Annotated in this window: 14 protein-coding genes; 7 read left to right on the top strand and 7 right to left on the bottom strand. The window is 65.1% G+C overall.

Translation table 11 applies throughout. The annotated features are described in order from the left end of the window. Window positions 1–74 precede the first annotated feature (74 nt). A complete protein-coding gene (locus tag BEP01S_RS04090; RefSeq protein WP_062240711.1) occupies window positions 75–950 on the top strand; it encodes an enoyl-CoA hydratase-related protein in 876 nt (291 codons plus the stop codon). A 2-nt stretch (window positions 951–952) separates the two neighbouring features. Here BEP01S_RS04090 and BEP01S_RS04095 read toward each other — a convergent pair whose 3' ends face one another. Beyond that, window positions 953–1,654 (bottom strand): NUDIX hydrolase, encoded by a 702-nt coding sequence (locus tag BEP01S_RS04095; protein ID WP_062240924.1) that lies wholly within the window; start codon window positions 1,652–1,654, stop codon window positions 953–955. 189 nt (window positions 1,655–1,843) lie between these two features. Between BEP01S_RS04095 and cls the strand changes: the two genes are divergently transcribed. Then, the gene (gene cls, locus BEP01S_RS04100; protein ID WP_062240713.1) at window positions 1,844–3,340 is read left to right on the top strand and encodes a cardiolipin synthase; all 1,497 of its coding nucleotides are present in this window, start codon (window positions 1,844–1,846) and stop codon (window positions 3,338–3,340) included. A gap of 224 nt (window positions 3,341–3,564) precedes the next feature. On the opposite strand, the gene BEP01S_RS04105 is transcribed toward cls, so the two are convergent. Next, window positions 3,565–3,960, bottom strand: a complete 396-nt coding sequence (locus tag BEP01S_RS04105) for a hypothetical protein (RefSeq protein WP_062240715.1) — start codon at window positions 3,958–3,960, stop codon at window positions 3,565–3,567. Window positions 3,961–4,178: 218 nt separating this feature from the next. Beyond that, a complete protein-coding gene (locus BEP01S_RS04110) occupies window positions 4,179–5,213 on the bottom strand; it encodes an agmatine deiminase family protein (RefSeq protein ID WP_062240717.1) in 1,035 nt (344 codons plus the stop codon). 271 nt (window positions 5,214–5,484) lie between these two features. Here BEP01S_RS04110 and BEP01S_RS04115 point away from each other — a divergent pair, with 271 nt between their 5' ends. From BEP01S_RS04115 to BEP01S_RS04125, 3 genes are all read left to right on the top strand, one after another. After that, window positions 5,485–6,660 (top strand): CaiB/BaiF CoA transferase family protein, encoded by a 1,176-nt coding sequence (locus tag BEP01S_RS04115; protein ID WP_235355306.1) that lies wholly within the window; start codon window positions 5,485–5,487, stop codon window positions 6,658–6,660. Between the two features lie 230 nt (window positions 6,661–6,890). After that, entirely contained in the window at window positions 6,891–7,679 is a 789-nt protein-coding gene (locus tag BEP01S_RS04120) for a DUF5819 family protein (RefSeq protein ID WP_062240719.1), read from the top strand. Further along, the gene (locus tag BEP01S_RS04125; protein ID WP_082019093.1) at window positions 7,669–8,922 is read left to right on the top strand and encodes an HTTM domain-containing protein; all 1,254 of its coding nucleotides are present in this window, start codon (window positions 7,669–7,671) and stop codon (window positions 8,920–8,922) included. The genes BEP01S_RS04120 and BEP01S_RS04125 overlap by 11 nt, the downstream gene beginning before the upstream one ends. A gap of 178 nt (window positions 8,923–9,100) precedes the next feature. Here the strand turns inward: BEP01S_RS04125 and clpB are convergent, their stop codons facing one another. Both clpB and BEP01S_RS04135 read right to left on the bottom strand, forming a co-directional pair. Further along, window positions 9,101–11,707 carry an ATP-dependent chaperone ClpB gene (clpB, locus tag BEP01S_RS04130; RefSeq protein WP_062240721.1) on the bottom strand — a complete coding sequence of 869 codons (2,607 nt, stop codon included), beginning with the start codon at window positions 11,705–11,707 and terminating at the stop codon, window positions 9,101–9,103. Window positions 11,708–11,826: 119 nt separating this feature from the next. Continuing rightward, on the bottom strand, window positions 11,827–13,404 hold the full coding sequence (locus tag BEP01S_RS04135) for a Na+/H+ antiporter (protein ID WP_062240722.1): 1,578 nt from the start codon (window positions 13,402–13,404) through the stop codon (window positions 11,827–11,829). Window positions 13,405–13,512: 108 nt separating this feature from the next. Between BEP01S_RS04135 and BEP01S_RS04140 the strand changes: the two genes are divergently transcribed. Further along, on the top strand, window positions 13,513–14,292 hold the full coding sequence (locus BEP01S_RS04140) for an enoyl-CoA hydratase (protein WP_062240724.1): 780 nt from the start codon (window positions 13,513–13,515) through the stop codon (window positions 14,290–14,292). 33 nt (window positions 14,293–14,325) lie between these two features. Then, the gene (locus BEP01S_RS04145) at window positions 14,326–15,258 is read left to right on the top strand and encodes an NAD-dependent epimerase/dehydratase family protein (protein WP_062240726.1); all 933 of its coding nucleotides are present in this window, start codon (window positions 14,326–14,328) and stop codon (window positions 15,256–15,258) included. 26 nt (window positions 15,259–15,284) lie between these two features. Here BEP01S_RS04145 and BEP01S_RS04150 read toward each other — a convergent pair whose 3' ends face one another. Together BEP01S_RS04150 and BEP01S_RS04155 are read right to left on the bottom strand one after the other, a co-directional pair. Continuing rightward, window positions 15,285–16,115, bottom strand: coding sequence for an SDR family oxidoreductase (locus BEP01S_RS04150; RefSeq protein ID WP_062240728.1), 831 nt, complete (start codon window positions 16,113–16,115; stop codon window positions 15,285–15,287). A 1-nt stretch (window position 16,116) separates the two neighbouring features. Then, window positions 16,117–17,877, bottom strand: coding sequence for an FAD-binding dehydrogenase (locus tag BEP01S_RS04155; protein ID WP_062240730.1), 1,761 nt, complete (start codon window positions 17,875–17,877; stop codon window positions 16,117–16,119). Window positions 17,878–17,941: the final 64 nt, after the last annotated feature.

The raw sequence follows: 17,941 nt of genomic DNA on the forward strand, positions 1-17,941 counted from the left end.
GGAACCTGCGGTCGCAGCGCGTTCCGCTTCCGCCGGCTGCTGTCGCACCGGCACCGTCTTCGAAAGGCCAGCTCATGCCCGAGACCACCCACTCGACCGTCGTCTACTCGATCACCGAGGGCATCGCCCACGTCGAGATCGATCGTGCCGACAAACTCAATTCGCTCACACGCGAGGTCTTCGAGGACCTCGTCGAGGCGGGGCTGGCACTCAAAGACTCGAGCGAGGTCAAGGCCGTGGTCCTGTCCGGTCGCGGTCGTGCCTTCAGTGCCGGCCTCGACTTCACCGAGCTCGCCCGGATCGCCGAGGCGGGAGCCGCGACCCGTTCGACATCCGAGGAAGAGGCCGAGACCGGCAACGGAGCGAAATCCGCAGACTCCGTGGCCTCCGTCGTCGAGGTCGGCACTCGGCTCGGTTCGGCCCGGGCGCTGGCGCAGAAGGCCGTGCACGTGTGGTCGCTCGTTGAGGTCCCGGTCATCGCAGCGGTGCGCGGGGCAGCGCTCGGCGGCGGACTGCAGATCGCCCTGGGCGCTGACATGCGCGTGGTCGGCCCCGATGTGAAGCTGTCGGTGATGGAGACGAATTGGGGCATCATCCCCGATATGTGCGGCACGCAGCTGCTGCCACGACTCGTCGGTCCAGCACAAGCGAAGAAGCTCATCGTCACCGCCGACACGATCGGCGCCGAGGAAGCGCTGCGCATCGGCCTTGTTGAAGAGGTTGTCGAGGACCCGATCGCTCGCGCCCTCGAACTGGCCGGGCAGATCGCCGGGAAGTCCCGGTCATCCCTTGTGTGGGCGAAGCGACTCGTCGACCTCTCCTACGAATCCGACCTCAGCGCCGGCTTTGACGCCGAACAGGAGGCGCTGGCTCAGCTGCTGGGCACCGACGAGCAGAAGCAGGTCGTGGCCGAACGCCTCGCGATGATGAAGGCTCGCGCGAAGGGCTGAGCTCAGGAACCGCGGTTGGAGGGGAACTCCGGACGGACGGGATCGATGATCCGTTCGGTTCCTGCCGCCTCGGCGACGGTGGAGAACTCCGAGAGCTCACGCAGCAGCACGAACGTCGGGCGCATGAGCTTGAGCGTGCCCTCGGCCTCATCGGCGAGGATGCCGGCCACGGAGCGCCACTCGCTCGTGTGTGCCTCCGTCGTCTGATGGTGGGCGGCGGCGAGTTCGGGAGCGGCGATCGTATAGAAGTACGTGTCGAAGCGCTTCGGTCGTCCCAGGGGAGTCACCCAGTTCGCCCATGGCATGAGCCCGGCCGGGTCGAGGACTGCGCCCGTCTCCTCCTCGACCTCGCGCACAGCGGTAGCGAGCAGGACGCGCCAGCCCTCGGCATCCTCGGCGATGGTCGATTTCGACCAGGCGGAGGTGTGCACCTGCGGATCGGGAACGGTGATGGACGGTGCGGTCGTCGAGTCGACGGGGTCGACGCGACCGCCGGGGAAGACGACGACGCCGGCGGCGAAGTCCATCGTCGACACCCGGTGCTGGACGAAGACCTCGAGTCCTTCTTCTCCGTCGCGGAGCATGAGCACGCTGACGGCGGGCTTGATCGGGACCGCCTCGGCGTCGGCGATATCGGGGCCGCGGCTCGCGCTGTCGGCGGTATCCGAACGGTCGGAGCCCTCGGGGTTGATGTCTCGAATCACGTTCAGCACCTTCGCTCTCAGCAATTGATGTCCTCATCCAGTATGCCCGGGCGCGGACAGATGGCCGACGGCAGGGTGGGCCGTGAACGCACTGGCCAGGCAGGATACGATGGGTGACAATCTGACATCCTCCATCTGAGGCCGCTAACCCAACCGGTGACGAACAGGGCGAGGCTGAACGGGCAATATATGAGCAGTTTCGGGATCTATCCGTTCTTCACGATCAACCAGGCTTGGCCGAACTGGCTGATCATCATCCTGCTGTTGGTCGATATGATCATCCGCATCATCGCGCTCGGGTGGATTCCGCACAATCGCAGGCCATCGGTCGCGCTCGGGTGGCTGCTCGCGATCTTCCTCATCCCCTATGTGGGCATTGCGGCGTTCCTGCTGCTGGGTTCGGCGAAGCTGCCGAAGCGGCGGCGGGACAAGCAGTCGAAGATGAACGACCTCTTCCGCGATCAGATCCGGCACCAGGCGATCGTCGGACGCCAAGACCATATGCCCGAACCGCTGAGCACTGCCGCGCAGCTCAACTTCGACCTCGGTGCCCTGCCGATGACGCACGGCAACTCCTTCGACCTCCACGTCGACAACCACGCCTGCATGGACGCGATGGCCGATGCCGTCGATCGAGCGCAGCGGTTTGTCCACTTCGAGTTCTACATCGTCGCCATCGATGACTCGACGAGGCGGCTGCTCGAGTCCCTGTTGGCCGCGCACCAGCGCGGCGTGAGCGTGCGAGTGCTCATCGACCATGTGGGATCGCTGGGCTACCCGGGATATTCGGAACTGGTGAAGAAGCTCGACCGTTCGGGCATCAGCTGGCGCCGTGCCCTGCCGATCCGACCGTGGAAGGGCGAATACCAGCGGCCCGACCTGCGCAATCATCGCAAGATCCTCGTCGTCGACGGCGACGTCGCGTTCACCGGTTCGCAGAACATCATCGACCGTACCTACAACAAGGCCCGCAACCGTCGGAGGGGCTTCCAGTGGAAGGACCTGTCGGTGGAATGCCGTGGTCCGGTCGTCGAAGAGCTCGATGCCGTGTTCATCACCGACTGGTATTCGGAGACCGATGAGATCCTCGACGAACCCGACAGCTTCGAACTCGAAGCCCCTGAATTCGGCGGCATCCAGGCTCAGATCGTGCCGTCCGGTCCGGGCTTCGAGGACGAGAACAATCTGCGGCTGTTCAACCACCTCATCTACAACGCGAATCGCAGCGTCGTCGTCTGCTCACCGTATTTCGTGCCCGACGAGTCGCTGCTGCACGCGCTGACCACGGAAGCCAGATCAGGTGTCGATGTGCGCCTCTACGTCGGTGAGACGAGCGACCACTGGCTGACTCACAAAGCGCAGCAGTCCTACTATGACGAGCTGGTGCGGGCCGGGGTGCGGATCTTCATGTACCACGCTCCGACGGTGCTGCACTCGAAGTTCCTCATCATCGACGACGAGGTCTCGATCATCGGCTCGTCGAATATGGACGAACGGTCGTTTGCGATGAACCTCGAGGTCACCCTCTTCATCGTCAACAAGGAATTCACCCAGCGCATGTACGACCTTGAAGCTCAACGCTATGCACCGAACTCCGTGGAACTCAATGCCGAGGAATGGCAGTCGCGGCCGCTGCTGAAGAAGTATCTGGAGAACGTGGCCCGCCTGACGAGCTCACTGCTGTAGGGGGAGGCGTGCTGGCGTCCGCGGACGTCTGGCTGGCTGCTGTCGAGGCCGGGGGATGTGCTGCCGACTGTCGGGGGAATCCGCGAACAGCACAGAAAAAGGAGAACAGCCCAGTTTCAAACAGGGGCTGTTCGCCTTTTTCGGGCTGTGGCCGTCGGGGCCGCGATCGGACTGTCCCGACGGCGCGGCTACTCAGCCGATTCGCTCAGCCGATTCGCCGACGCTCAGTCGTCGTCGGCGACTCCGGCCGGACCTTCGTCGTCGAGGTGACGCTCGGGATCGGCGACCGAGTCCTTGGCCTTCGGCGACGGCACGTGCTTGGCGGCACCGCCCGATGCCTTCGAACCGGCCGAATCCTCGTCACCGTCGAATTCGGAGACGGGAGTGTTCGTGGCGGCTGCGGCATTGACCTTGTCGGCCGCGGTCTGCACGGCGTCGGCGACGGCCGGCGACTTCTCGCGGATCGACTGGTTGGCTTTCTCGACGGTGTCCTGGACACGCGGGTCCGTCCACAGGTCCTGAGCCTGGGCCTTCAGCCGTTCATAGCTCTGGCGCCCGGTGCGTGATCCCAGAATGAATCCGACTCCGAGACCGGTCAGGAGAATCAATCTCTTCTTCATGGTCGTGCTCCTCTTCGCAACTCGACGTCACAGTATTCGGCTCTGCTGTGCGACACAGGTCCGAGCAGCGATGCAGCCGCGCACGGGCACTGTGCCCTCGCCACCAGCTTATACCGAGTCGGGCCCGTACGGGGATGGAATTGCACTCGCCTTCATCGCGGGATTTTCGTCGTCCGTTGGGGTCGGCACGCACCGGATGCGGCAGTTCCCTGTTCGGCTCAGCCAATGCTCGGCTGCTGCTGGGTGATGCAGTGGATTCCGCCGCCGCGGGCATAGAGTTCGCGAGCATCGACCCCGACGACCTTCCGGCCCGGGTAGACGCGTTCGAGCACGGCGGCCGCCTCGGCGTCCATCGGATCATCGAAGGTGCACGCGATGACCCCGCCGTTGGTGACGAGATGATTGACATACGAGTAGTCGACCCACCCCTCCTCGTCACGCAGCACCTCGGGAGCCGGGATCGGCACGACTTCGAAGGGTGTGCCGTCGGCGGTGGTCTCGGATGCGAACTGCTCCTTGAGTGCGCGACTGAATTCGAAGTCCGGATGTTCGGGATTGCGCTGATCGTGGACGAGGACGACCCCGGGGCTGGGCATTGCGGCGACGATATCGACGTGTCCCCGCGTGCCGAAGGTCTGATTGTCCCGGTGGAGTCCGCGGTCGAGCCAGATGACCTTCTTCGCCCCGATCGTGCGCGCGAATTCGGCTTCCACATCGGCTTCGGTCAGTCCCGGATTGCGGCCGGGATCGAGTTGGACGCTGCGTGTCGCGAGCACTGTGCCCTCACCGTCGACATGGAATCCGCCGCCTTCGTTGCGCAGATCCGAGGACACCACGGGAGTCCCCGCAAGGTCGGCGACGAATCGTCCGATGTGCTCATCGTGATCCCACGTCGCCCACTCCTGCGCGCCCCACCCGTTGAACACCCAGTCCACCGCGCGCAGCGCTCCCGCCTCGTCGATGACGAAGCTCGGTCCGATATCGCGCATCCACGCATCGTCGAGTTCGGCGTTGACGATGGTGATCTCGTGGTTGATCCCCTCGCCGAGGTGGGCCTGAGCCTGCTCGGTCTGTGCACTGGTCACGACGACCGTGACAGGGGTGAATTCGCTGGTGGCGCGGGCAACGGCGGCCCAGGTGTCGCGTGCGGCCTCGGCTTCGGCTTCCGTGTCGCCGAGGGCGTAGCCGGAGGACGGGAATGCCATCCACACTCGGTCCTGGGCGGCGGTCTCTGCCGGCATGTGCAACGTCATCGTTCGTCCCTTCGCTTGGCCAGTCGCTGAGGCCGAGTGTAGCCAGAATCTCGCCGAGGCGGTCGACGGATTTCGCAGGTCCAACGCCGGATCTGCGCACCGGGTGGCCCCGGGGGAGTCCCCGCAGTTCGCCAAGCCAGCCCACGGAGCCATCCCAGGCAGTGAGCGGGCGTGGGAGTCCGTATAGTCTGGCAGGGAGTCATAGATCTGGACCGAAGCCGAACACCGGACACGGGCCCAGCGTTCGATCGTGTGCCGAAGGAGGCAACAAGTGGAAGACCAGGATCTGCAGGAGATGTTCGGCAGGCGAGGGACGGGGCCGCTGGCCGGAACCATTGTGGCCGACTTCTCGCGAGTCCTCGCCGGTCCCTACGCGACGATGATGCTTGCGGATCTCGGTGCCACGGTCATCAAGGTGGAGGGGAAGACCGGGGACGATACACGTCACTGGGCGCCGCCTCGGCGAGGGGATGATGCGACGTATTTCCTCACGGCGAACCGGAACAAGCACTCCGTCGTCCTCGATTTCAAGGACGAGGAGGACCTCGCCTTCGCCCAGCAGCTCGCCGCTCGTGCGGACGTGCTCGTCGAAAACTTCAAGGCCGGGGGACTGGCGAAATACGGCCTCGACTATGACACGGTCAGCGCGGTCAACCCCGGCATCGTCTACGCCTCGGTGACCGGTTTCGGTCGGGGCAACCCGCAGCCGGGCTACGACCTGCTCATCCAGGGCCTGTCCGGTTTCATGTCGGTGACCGGTTCCGAGGAATCGGGCCCGGTCAAGGCCGGTGTCGCCGTCGTCGACGTGATCACGGGACTGCACACGGCGGTGGGCATCCTCGGTGCCCTCACCCACCGCAAGGACACCGGGGTCGGTCAGTTGGTCGAGACGAATCTGCTGTCCTCGGCACTGTCCGGACTGGCGAACCAGACCTCGGCGTACGTGGCCGGCGGCGTGACTCCGCAGGCGATGGGCAACAAACACCCGAGCCTCTACCCTTATCAGCCGATGCCCACCGCCGAGGGCGAGATCATCATTGCGTGCGGCAACGACAAGCAGTTCGCCCGCCTCGCCGAGGTGCTCGGCCACCCCGAATGGGCTGCCGATGAACGGTTCGCGAACTTCGCCGACCGCAACGTCAACCGCGACGATCTCGAACCCGAGCTCATCGCCGCGCTGAGTGAGAAGACGAACCAGGAATGGTTCGACATCCTCACCGAGGCGGGGCTGCCGTGTGCACCGATCAACTCGATCGCCCAAGGCGTGGACCTGGCATCGACGCTGGGACTCGAACCCGTCGCCGAGGCGGGGTCCGGCGATCGCGTCATCCCCACAGTCCGCAACCCGATCCGGCTGTCCGAGACCCCGCCCAGCTATGAGTTGGCCCCGCCGACGCTCGGCGATTCCACCGAAGCGGTCAAGGCGTGGCTGCGAGCGGCCGAGTAGACCTTGGCCGAGTCGAGCTGTGTCCGCGCGCCGCAAATCGGCAAGTCATCTTGTGACCTATGACCGCGAATGGTTCTCGCGAATGATTCTGTCATTACCCGGGCGGGCAGTGGGACAGCTGAAGTACGCTATTGACTGTGCGTTGTCACCGAGGGGCCTGCCGATCGAGCAATGAGGTGCGGGACCAGCGGTGACGACTGTCGTATTCCCAAGAGAATTCCGGAACCGAGATGGACAATGAGCCGACCGAGGTCACACCTCGGCGACGTTCGGCGGTGAAACGGACCCTGATGGTCATCGCCATGGCGATCACGGGCTTCCATATCTTCGCCAGCTTCCTGTGGATCGCCCCTGCATCGACGATGCGGGAGGTGATTCCCGGTGACCTGCTCTCCAAATACATGATCCCGCTGTGGGGACAGTCGTGGAGCGTGTTCGCCCCCGAGCCGATCAACGGTGACTACTACTTCGACGTGCGCGCGGTGATCAAGACCGACAGCGGCGAAGAGATCACCCAGTGGGTGCGGGCCACCGATGTCGAGCTCGACCACTCGACGTACAAGCTCTTCCCGCCGCGGTCGGCAGGACTGGGCATCGGAGTCGCCTCGGACATCAAGGGGTCCTGGGAAGAGCTGTCCGATGACCAGAAGGCGATCGTCAAACTCGATTACTTCAAGGGCGATGACTCCCTCGACCGGCTGGAGACGAAGCTGAAGGAATACGACGACCCGGAGAATACGATTCCTGCGTACCTGGAGAGCGAACACCTGGCCACGGCGTATGCGACTCAGGTGGCGAAGGCCATCTGGGGTGACGATGTCCAGCGCGTCCAATACCAGGCCGCGCGGCAGAACGTTGTGCCTTTCGCCGAACGCAACGACAAAGGCGCGGAACGCCCGAACATCCAGCCCGTCCCAGTGGGATGGCGCGCACTCGTCGTCGAAGAACATCAGTCCCAAGAGGAATTCACGAAGTACTTCTGCGCCTCGGACGAAGTGAGGTGCGTCAGTGAACAGTGACGACACGACCCGTAACGACGGGAACGACCGCGACGCAGAGGTCACGGACCAGCGGACCGGTACGGCCGCCTCGGCGGAGGAATACGCACCTGAATTCGGGCTCGTCCCGGTGACGACCCTCGTGCGGACGAAGTTCGCGCAGGGGTGGAACTGGCTCGAGGAGATGCTCACCGGCCGATACCACGCGACGTACGGGCTGGCGGTGACGCGGATCCTCATCGGATTCACCGGGCTCGGCCTCATCCTCACGAACTTCAATGCTCGGCACTACGCCTTCGGTGTGGGGTCGGCATGGAACGGGGAGATCGCCGAACCCAAGAGCGACTTCCCGAACATCTGGCTCTTCTCCCTCTTCCATCGGGCGGTGACGGTGCCGCCGCTGTTCACCGCGATGATGATCGGACTCGCGCTGCTGGCGATCGTCATCATCCTCGGCTGGCGCACGCGAATCGTCCTGCCGATCTACCTCGTGCTGTGGGTGAGCTTCATCGAGCTCAACGACGGGGCCGGCGACCAGGGCGACAACGCCTACCGGATGTTCATGATCGCCATGCTCTTCGCCGATACGACCCGCAGGTGGTCCCTCGACGCGAGGCGACGGGCGCGGAATCCGGAGTTCCCGGACAACGACGGCGGCCAATGGCGCTGGGCGCTCATCATGGCCAACAACCTCGCCATCGTCGTGCTCGCATTCCAGGTGTGCGCGATCTACATGTCCGGCGGTCTGTACAAGGCCGGTGGCGAAGCGTGGCAGCACGGTTTCGCAGTGTACAACCCACTGCATACTCAGCAGTTCGGCACGTGGCCGGTGCTGTCGGACCTGATGACGGCGTGGGGACCGATGGTCGTGGCGATCTCGTGGGGATCGATCCTCTTCCAGTGCGCCTTCCCGTTCATGCTCTTCAACCGTTACACCCGCATCATCGCGCTGCTGGGCATCCTGTCGTTCCACCTCGGCATCGCGCTGCTCATGGGCTTGCCGTGGTTCTCGCTGACGATGATCGCCGTCGATGCGATCTTCATCCGCGACCGTTCGTTCGCAAAGGTCAGCGCGTACCTGCGGCACTGGTGGAAGTCGTCGGCCCCGAGGTCGGCCGGTGGGGCTGTCGGAGCCGACGCGGGTGCTGGCCGTTCGCCTGTGGCGTCCGGGACGAAGGCTAGTTCGACAGCTCGTGGCAGCGGTTCCAAAGGCAGCGCTGCGAAGGCCGGGTCGAAGTCTTCGTCCGGGTCGCGCAAGAAGTAGCCTGCGCCGACTTTCGGCACTGCATCACTTCAGGTGCACTTCTGCGTCACATTTAGTGCAGACCAGCGTCACAAAAGGTGCAGGGCATCAGGATCGAAACTGATGCCCTGCACCTTTAATGGCTACCCGTTCGCCGGCGCTGCGACCGGGAGGCTCACCTCATGCCGCGGCTGGGAGCTTACCGCTTGGGGCGCAGCTCCAGGCCGGTGGCCTCGGGGTCCTCAGGCAGGTCGACGACCACGGTGTCCCCGTCGACGATGTCGCCGGCGAGCAGGGCGCGGGCCAGCTTGTCGCCGATCTCGCGCTGGACCAGCCTGCGCAGCGGCCGGGCACCGAACGCCGGGTCGTAGCCTTCGAGGGCCAACCAGTCCTCGGCACCCTGCGTGACCTCGAGCGACACCCGACGGTCCGAGAGCCGCTTCGACATGTGCGCGATCTGCAGATCGACGATCGACGCGAGCTCGGTCTGGCTGAGTGCGTCGAAGAGCACGATGTCATCGAGACGGTTGAGGAACTCGGGCTTGAACGTCGAATGCACGACGTCGAGCACTTTGGACCTCTGCTCCTCGCTCGACAGGTTCTTGTCGACGAGGAACTGCGAACCGAGGTTCGAGGTCAGGATCAGGATGGTGTTCCTGAAGTCGACCGTACGTCCCTGACCATCGGTGAGCCGACCGTCGTCGAGGACCTGAAGCAGGATGTCGAACACGGACGGGTGCGCCTTCTCCACTTCGTCGAGCAGGACGACGGAGTACGGGCGACGGCGGACCGCCTCGGTGAGTTGGCCGCCCTCGTCGTATCCGACGTAGCCCGGAGGGGCACCGACGAGGCGGGACACGGTGTGCTTCTCACCGTATTCGCTCATATCGATCCTGATCAGGGCCTTCTCGTCGTCGAAGAGGAAGTCCGCGAGAGACTTCGCGAGCTCCGTCTTGCCGACACCCGTCGGTCCGAGGAACAGGAACGAACCGGTCGGACGATCCGGATCGGCGACACCGGCACGCGAACGGCGGATGGCATCGGAGACCGCGGCGACGGCGTTCTTCTGCCCGATGAGACGCTCACCGAGGATGCCTTCCGCGCCGAGCAGCTTCTCGACCTCACCCTGGACGAGGCGTCCGGCGGGGATGCCCGTCCACGAGGAGACCACCTCGGCGATGTCGTTGCTCGAGACCTTGTCCGAGACCATCGGATCCGAATTCGCTCCTGCTTCGGCCTGGGCTTCGGCGGCTTCGGCCTCGGCGATCTCCTTCTGCACGGCGGGGATCTCGCCGTAGAGCAGGCGGGATGCGGTTTCGAGGTCAGTGTCGCGCTGAGCCTTTTCGGCGGCCGAACGCAGCTCGTCGAGCTTCGTCTTCAGCTCACCGACCCGGTTGAGGCCGGCACGCTGGGACTCCCAGGTGGCCTCGAGTCCGCGCAGCTCCTCCTCCTTGTCGGCAAGATCGGCGCGCAGTGCGCTCAACCTCTCGACAGAGGCGGAGTCGGTTTCCTTCGCCAGCGCCATGTCCTCCATCTTCAGGCGGTCGACGGCGCGGCGGAGCTCATCGATCTCGACGGGAGCGGAGTCGATCTCCATGCGCAGGCGGGAAGCCGCCTCGTCGACGAGGTCGATGGCCTTGTCCGGCAGCTGTCGGCCGGTGATGTACCGGTTCGACATCGTCGCGGCCGCGACCAGGGCGCCGTCGTTGATGGAGACCTTGTGGTGGGCTTCGTAGCGTTCCTTGAGTCCGCGGAGGATCGCGATCGTGTCTTCGACGCTGGGCTCACCGACGAACACCTGTTGGAACCGGCGTTCCAGCGCAGGATCCTTCTCGATGTTCTCGCGGTACTCGTCGAGTGTGGTGGCGCCGATCATCCGCAGCTCACCGCGGGCGAGCATCGGCTTGAGCATGTTGCCCGCGTCCATCGAGGAGTCCCCGCCGGCACCGGCACCGACGATCGTGTGGAGTTCGTCGATGAAGGTGATGATCCGGCCGTCGGCGTTCTTGATCTCCTCGAGCACGGCCTTGAACCGCTCCTCGAACTCGCCGCGGTACTTCGCACCTGCGACCATCGCGGAGAGGTCGAGGCTGATGAGCGTCTTGTCGCGCAGCGATTCGGGCACGTCACCGGCCACGATCCGCTGGGCCAGGCCCTCCACGACGGAGGTCTTGCCGACGCCGGGCTCACCGATGAGGACGGGGTTGTTCTTCGTCCTGCGGGAGAGCACCTGTACGACGCGGCGCACTTCCTTATCGCGGCCGATCACCGGATCGAGTTTGCCCTCACGGGCGACGGCGGTGAGATCGATGCCGAACTTCTCCAGCGACTGCATCGTCTCCTCGGGGTTCTCCGAGGTGACCTTCTTGCCGGCGCGCAGTTCGGGCAGGGCGGCGAGCAGCGCATCCCGGTTCGCCCCATTGGCGCGCAGTGCCTCACCGGCGCCGTCCTGGCCAGCCGCAGCGGCCAGCAGCAGGTGCTCGGTCGAGACGAACTGATCGCCGAGTGCGGTCATCTCCTCCTGAGCGAGATTCATCATCTCCAGCCCCGCACGGGACAGTCCCGGCTGGCTGACGGTGGAACCGCTGACGGTCGGGAATCCGCTGATCACCGATTCGATCGACCGCAGAACGGTCTGTGGGTCGGCACCGACCGTCGTCAGCAGGGTTGCGGCCAGCGAATCGGGCTGGCCGAGCAGGGCCGCGACGAGGTGGGCCGGTTCTATCTGATTGTTCTTCCGGGCGACGACGTCGTTGACGGCGGTCTGCAGCGCCTCCCGGGATTTGGTTGTCATCTGTGCGTCCATTTACGCATCTCCTTGTCAAAATCTGTGCTGATTTCAGCTCTCGAAAGGAACAACACCAACAAAGTTGAGTCTATTCCACTCAACCTTGGATTTCGATGGAAAATTTCGCCGATCCGCCCCTATCGGGTGATGACCGACTGGAGGTCGAAGCGGTGGAGCACGCGGTCGGCGATCTCCGGATCTGTGCCGCGTTCGCGACGGGCCTTGAGCACCTCGGCGCGGGCGGACTGCATCGCCCTCTTCTGCACCTGCATCATCTGTTCCCGGTGCTCCTTGAACGCCATCGCCTGTTCTTCGCTCGCCTGGTCATCGGTGGTTCCGCTGAGCTGATCGTGAAGGACCTTGAACCGTGCCCGCAGGGGTTCGATGACGTCGTCGGGCAGGCTGTCATCGTTCTTGATCTCACGCATCGCTGCCTTGTAGGCACGCAGAGCGATGTCCCTTGTCGCCTGGTGCTCCTTCTCCGCTTCGTCATCGATGCCGAGGAGAGCGACGACGGTCGGAAAGCTCAGACCCGCCAACACAAGAGTGACCAGCAGGACCACCGCGGCCGCGACGACGATATAGGACCGGCCGGGGAACGGTGCGCCGGAGCTCGTCGTGGCCGGGATCGACAGGGCCAGGGCAACGGTGGCCAGGCCGCGCATCCCGCCCCAGGTCATCAGGGTCGCATCGCGGACGCTCAAGGGTGCGGCATCCGGATCCTCCTCGCGTCTCTTGCGTTCGATGATCGTGCCCAGCAGCAGCCACACGAAGCGGACGGCGACGACGATGACGGCGATGAGTCCGCCGACGAGCAGCGCTCGCCCGAGGTCGCCGTGTTCGGACTCGACGATGAGTCGCAGGTCGAGGCCGATGAGTCCGAAAGCGATTCCGGTGATGAGCATTTCGAGAACCTGCCACGTCGAATTCTGCGTCACCCGCTCCGCCGAATTGCCCTCGACATCGCGGCGTCTGACCTCGAGGGCCGCGACGACGACGGCGATGACCCCGCTGGCGTGGAAATGCTCGGCCACGAGGTAGACGCCGAAGGGCAGGACGAGCATGAGCGAGGAGCGAGCGATCGTGTGATCGATCTTCTCCATCACCCACCAGGCGGCGAAGGACAGGACCAAGCCGACGATGATCGCCACGATGGCGGAGACGACGAAGGACACGGCCAGATCTGCGTAGTCCACCTCGGTGCCGGCCAACACCGCGGCCATCGCAGTCTGGAAAATGACCAGGGAAGCGGCATCGTTGAACAGGCCTTCGCTCTGCAGGGTCGACATGATCCGGCGGGGGATTGACACGGTGCTGGCCACGGCTTCGACGGCGACGGGATCGGGCGGGGCGAGCATGGCGCCGAGCGCAATGGCCGCGGCGATCGTGATTCCGGGGATGAGGAAGACAGCGGACCCGGCGACGGCGGCCACGGTCACCCCGACCAGTGCCACGGACATGCCGAGGATCGTGCGCCACCGGATCGCGAACAGCGCCCACGATGTCTTCTGTGCCGCAGCGAAGAGCAAGGGCGGCAGGAACAGCGGGAGGACGAGCTCGGGGTCGATGGCCACCTCGGCGAAGGTGGGGATGAACGCACCGGCGATGCCGATGAGGACCATGAGCGCCGGCCATGGAAGCTTGAGCTTCTGCCCCAATCCGACCACCACCGAGGTGGCGGCTCCGAATCCGATGATCATCAGCAGTGTGGTCATGCCAGTCCCTCCGAATCGCTCCCACCGGGGCAGATATGTCCGGAGGCGGGCGGAAATCGTCTGCGCAGATTCCGCGCCGGGCACGGCGACCTTTGGCAGAATGAGGCTATGTCGGAATCAATTGTATTCGCGCAGCTCGACGACGGAGTCGCGTCCGTGACGATCAACCGGTCGTCCACGCGCAACGCACTGTCGCTGACGGTCATGGAAGACCTCATCGACACCCTCACCGAGGTGGCCGACCGCACCGATGTGCGCGCGGTCATCCTCATCACCGCTGGTCATGTGTTCAGCTCCGGTCATGACCTCACCGAGATCCGCGGGGCGGATCTGGAGACGCAGCAGACCACGTTCGACGCCTGTGCCCGACTGATGCAGGTCATCCAATCCATCCCACAGCCGGTCATCGCGCAGGTGCAGGGTGTGGCCACGGCGGCCGGCTGCCAGCTGGTGGCGACCTGCGATCTTGCCGTCGCCGCCGAGTCCGCCAGATTCGCAACTCCGGGAGTGAAGATCGGTCTGTTCTGTTCGACTCCGATGGTGGCCCTCTCCCGTGCGGTGCCGGCGAAGCAGGCGATGCGGATGCTGCTGACCGGTGATTTCGTGACCGCCGAGGATGCGCTGAAGTTCGGTCTCGTCTCCGATGTCGTCGCCGACGCCGACCTCGAGTCCGCCACCTTGGAATTGGCTCTCAAGGTCGCGTCCGCCTCGTCGGCTACAGTTGCCCTAGGAAAGGCCGCGTTCTACGAACAGCGGGAGCTGCCTGTGGCCGACGCCTATGCGCGGATGTCGCAGGTGATGGCGGACAATGCCGTCGCGGCCGATGCGCAGGAAGGGATCGACGCCTTTCTGACGAAGAGGGAGCCGCAGTGGCAGCACCGCCGCTGAGGCGGTGGATGTGAAGATGAGAGAGGGAACGTCGTGGCGGTGATAGTGACCGGAGCCAGCGGCTTCATCGGTGGTGCCATTGCACGGGCGCTCGTCGAAAGGGGCGAAACGGTCTACGCGCTGTGCCGGCGAGATCCCGAGATCCCCGGGGTGAACTTCCAGCACTGGGACATCACCGAACCCGCGTCCGCCTCGGTGACCTCGTTGGCCAAGAATGTGACCGCGGTCTTCCACTGTGCCGGAATCGCCTCCGTCAGCGCCGATGACGACGCTCTCTATGACGTGAAGGTGACGGGCACGCGCAATGTCCTCGACGCCTTCCCGACGGCTCGCATCGTCCATGTGTCCTCGACGACGGTGTACTCCGAGTCCGAACCCCACGCAGAGCTGTGGGAGGAGGCCGGGCCGAAGGATCCCAACGACTTCGCCGACGCGTACTCTCGCACCCATGCTCTCGCCGAGCAGCTCGTCATGAGGCTCCGTCCCGATGCTGCGATCCTGCGTCCTGCGGCTGTCTACGGTCCGGGGGAGACGATGCTCATGCCGTTCCTGTCGCGGATGTCGAAGAAGGGTGTGCTGCGGCTGCCCGGCGGCGGACGACAGAAGATCACCCTGACGCATGTCGGCAATGTGGTGCGGGCAGCGCTCGCCTGCCTCGACGTGCCTTCGGCGGCGGGTCCCTTCAATATCGGTGACCCGATTCCGTACCGGCTCAAAGAGGCTGTGGTCACTCACTTTGCTCGGATGGGCTATGACCAGGTCGTCATCGAGGGTGTCGCGAAGGACAAGGCGCTGGTGTCGGCGAAGCTGGGACTCAAGATCAAGGGCGTGTTCAAGCGCGGGGACCGAGCGAAGCTCTTCCTCGTCAGATACCTGCAGTCGGATCGGACGTACAACCTGTCCCGGCAGCAGCGGGTGCTCGGCATCTCGACCACCCAACACCTCATCCCGTCCCGCCTGCAGTAGGGCGGCTGGGAACGGACCGCCTGCGCTCACCGCTTCAGACCGTGCTGGGCGGCGACGATCTTCGACAGGAGTTCGCGCGGAAGTGCGCGCTTGAGCAGAAACGGCAGAGGTGCCCTGCTGCCGACGGCGTAGAACTCTCGCGGCCTCGGCGCGACCATCGCATCGACGATCGTGGCGGCGACCTTCTCAGCAGGAATGCCTCCGCGTTCGTTGGCGTCGAGATGCTCGAGCATCGTCGTGACGTCGTCCGTATAGGGTGAGCCCTCCTCGAGGTACTTCGTCCGCCGCAGCCCGATTCCCGTGGCGATCGAACCCGGTTCGACGGTGCTCACCCACACACCGAAGGGTGAAAGCTCCTGCCGTGCCGCCGTGGCGAAAGTACGCAGAGCCGCCTTCGCCGCTGAATACGAACTGCGGTGGGCCAAGGGAAAGCTGCCGAGCATCGACCCGACCATGATGATGCGCCCCCGGCGGCGCGCACGCATACCGGGCAGAACGAGCTGGCTCAGCCGAACGGGTCCGAACACGTTGGTGCGGAAGAGTCGCTCAATGGCCTCGGCCGGCAGCTCTTCGAACGGACCCGACTGGCTCTCACCGGCGTTGTTGATGAGCACATCGATGTCGTCGAGCAGGCCGAGATCCTCGAGTTCCTCTGCCAGGGCGTCCGGACCATCCGGGTCGGCCAGATCGAGTCGCAGATACCGGACACCGGGGATCCGCTCGGCAGGTGCGAGGCGGTCGGGGTTCCGGCTGGTCGTCAGTACCGTGCAGCCCTTCGCCGCCAGCGCCTCGGCGAGGGCTCGGCCGATGCCCGAGGTGCCGCCCGTGACAAGGACGGTGATTTCAGTACGTGCCACGTCAGTTCTCCTCCCCAGCGACAGCGCGGCCGGCGCGCATGCCGGAGAAGATGCACCCGCCGAGGAAGGTGCCCTCGAGCGCGTTGTAGCCGTGCATTCCGCCGCCGCCGAAACCGGTCACCTCGCCGGCCGCATACAGGCCGGGGATCGGTGTGTTGAAGTCTTCGGCGCCTGGACCACCTGCATTGTCGCCGCCACCGGGCCCGCCGAGTGCAGCCGGGCCGGATCCCGCCAGGACCTGCCCGTCGAGGTTCGTCTCCAGCCCTCCGAGCGTCTTGCGCGAGAGCAGGCTCAGCCGCACCGCGATGAGCGGTCCGTGCGCGGGGTCGAGGATCTTGTGCGGCTTGACCGCGCGCACGATCTTGTCGCCCAGATAGGACCGCGCATTGTGGATGGCTTGGACCTGCGCATCTTTGGAGAAGCCGTGCTCGGTCTGCCGGTCCCGCTGCCGGATCTGCTCCACGATGTGGTCATGATCGATGACCGGTCCCCGGGAGCGTTCGTTCATTCCCGCGACCAGTTCCTCGGTGGTTTCGGCCACGACGAAGTCGGAGCCGTACTTCTTGAAGGCCTCGATCGGTCCCGGGGCATCGGAGGAGCGCACCCGATCGAGCGTGATCCGAATGTCCTTCTCCGTGAGGTCCGGGTTCTGCTCCGAACCGGAGAGCGCGAATTCCTTGCGGATGATCGACTCGTTGAGCACGAACCACGAATAGTCGTGTCCGGTGTCCAGGATCGTGCGCATCGTCCGATTCGTATCGAAACCGGGGTAGTTCGGGGCCGGGAAGCGGTTGCCCTCGGCGTCGAACCACAGCGACGACGGTCCCGGAATGATGCGGATCCCGTGCCCCGGCCAGATCGGATTCCAGTTCTCGATGCCCTCCGTATATGCCCAGATGCGGTCCCGGTTGATGAGGCTGGCTCCGGCATCCTCGGCGATCTGCAGCATCCGCCCGTCCACGTGCGCGGGGACTCCGGCGAGCATCGTACGCGGGAACTCGCCGAGGCGGTCGGTCGGCCAGTATTTCCTCATCAGCTCGAAATTGTGTCCGATGCCGCCGGTGGTGACGATGACGGCGGGAGCGCGGAGGTCGAAGTCCGCGACTTCCTCCCGGTTCGACTCGACTCCGCGGGCCGTGTGGCTGAGGGCCAGTGTGCGTCCGCGGACCCCGACGACGGCACCACCCTCGGTGATGAGTTCGTCGACGCGGTGCCGGAAGGCGAACTTGACGAGTCCGGCGGCCTCCGCGGATTCGACGGGTTCGCGGAAGACCCGGACCACCTCGGGGCCGGTGCCCCAGGTCAGGTGGAAGCGGGGGACGGAATTGCCGTGCTCGCCGGCCCCGGAGCCGCCGCGTTCGGCCCAGCCGACGATCGGCGTCAGCTTCAGTCCGAGGTCACGCAGGTACTCGCGCTTCTCGCCGGCCGCGAACTCGAGGTAGGCCTCCGCCCACTTCCTGGGCCAATGGTCCTCGTCTCGGTCGAAGCCCGCCGAGGTGGCCCAGTCATCCTTGGCGAGCTCGAGCGAATCGTGGATGCGCAGCCGCCGCTGTTCTGGGGAGTCGATGAGGAAGAGTCCGCCGAGCGACCAGAAAGCCTGTCCGCCGAGGTTCGTGCGGTTCTCCTGGTCGAGGATGAGCACCCGCTTGCCGGCTTGGGTGAGTTCGTGGGCGGCGACGAGCCCGGCGAGTCCGGCTCCGACGATGATCGCGTCGGGGGAGGGGCGGCCCCTGTTTGCGGGTGTGCTGCCGAAAGAACTCATCGTCGACTCCTCTGTCGCATTCGTCGGCGGGTGAACCGACGTTAAGTGTGCGCAGATTGCCCGA

Source organism: Brevibacterium epidermidis NBRC 14811 (assembly GCF_001570805.1).
GTDB lineage: Bacteria > Actinomycetota > Actinomycetes > Actinomycetales > Brevibacteriaceae > Brevibacterium > Brevibacterium epidermidis.

Coding starts and splice junctions, on each gene's coding strand:
- BEP01S_RS04090 (WP_062240711.1), top strand. CDS start 75: ATGCCCGAGACCACCCACTCGACCGTCGTCTACTCGATCACCGAGGGC.
- cls (WP_062240713.1), top strand. CDS start 1,844: ATGAGCAGTTTCGGGATCTATCCGTTCTTCACGATCAACCAGGCTTGG.
- BEP01S_RS04105 (WP_062240715.1), bottom strand. CDS start 3,960: ATGAAGAAGAGATTGATTCTCCTGACCGGTCTCGGAGTCGGATTCATT.
- BEP01S_RS04110 (WP_062240717.1), bottom strand. CDS start 5,213: ATGACGTTGCACATGCCGGCAGAGACCGCCGCCCAGGACCGAGTGTGG.
- BEP01S_RS04120 (WP_062240719.1), top strand. CDS start 6,891: ATGGACAATGAGCCGACCGAGGTCACACCTCGGCGACGTTCGGCGGTG.
- clpB (WP_062240721.1), bottom strand. CDS start 11,707: ATGGACGCACAGATGACAACCAAATCCCGGGAGGCGCTGCAGACCGCC.
- BEP01S_RS04135 (WP_062240722.1), bottom strand. CDS start 13,404: ATGACCACACTGCTGATGATCATCGGATTCGGAGCCGCCACCTCGGTG.
- BEP01S_RS04140 (WP_062240724.1), top strand. CDS start 13,513: ATGTCGGAATCAATTGTATTCGCGCAGCTCGACGACGGAGTCGCGTCC.
- BEP01S_RS04155 (WP_062240730.1), bottom strand. CDS start 17,877: ATGAGTTCTTTCGGCAGCACACCCGCAAACAGGGGCCGCCCCTCCCCC.